General features: G+C 72.5%; 1 protein-coding gene. It reads left to right on the top strand.

Annotation, left to right across the window (positions count from 1 at the left end):
• Positions 1 to 99: 99 nt before the first annotated feature.
• Positions 100 to 334 (top strand): MarR family winged helix-turn-helix transcriptional regulator (locus tag DEIPI_RS38735; RefSeq protein ID WP_045233465.1); only part of this gene is annotated, 235 nt, incomplete at its 3' end.

Below are 334 nucleotides of genomic sequence, written 5' to 3'. Positions count from 1 at the left end.
CTGGACGCGTCGTGGCGGCTCGGCTCGCGGTAGGTCGCTCTTCGTGACCGGGGGCGGGCCGCGCGGCCCGCCCCTTCCACATCGTCTATGCTTGTCGCGATGCCGACGCACTGGGAGGGAACGCCGGACGAGCGGCGCGCGCTGGACGCGTACATCAAGCTGTGGCGGGCGTCGCACGCGGTGGAGGGCCGCGCGAACCGTCACCTCGCGGCGCACGGCCTGAGCCTGAGTCAGTTCAGCGTGCTGGAGGCGCTGCACTTCCTGGGGCCGCTGTCCCAGCGGGCGCTGGCGGCGAAGGTGCTGCGCTCTCACGGGAACCTGACGGTGGTGATCG

Origin of the sequence: Deinococcus pimensis DSM 21231, from assembly GCF_000519345.1 — a bacterium.
Classification (GTDB): Bacteria; Deinococcota; Deinococci; order Deinococcales; family Deinococcaceae; genus Deinococcus_A; species Deinococcus_A pimensis.
Note: the sequence above shows the minus strand (reverse complement) of the source record. Positions and strands in the feature narration are given on the sequence as shown.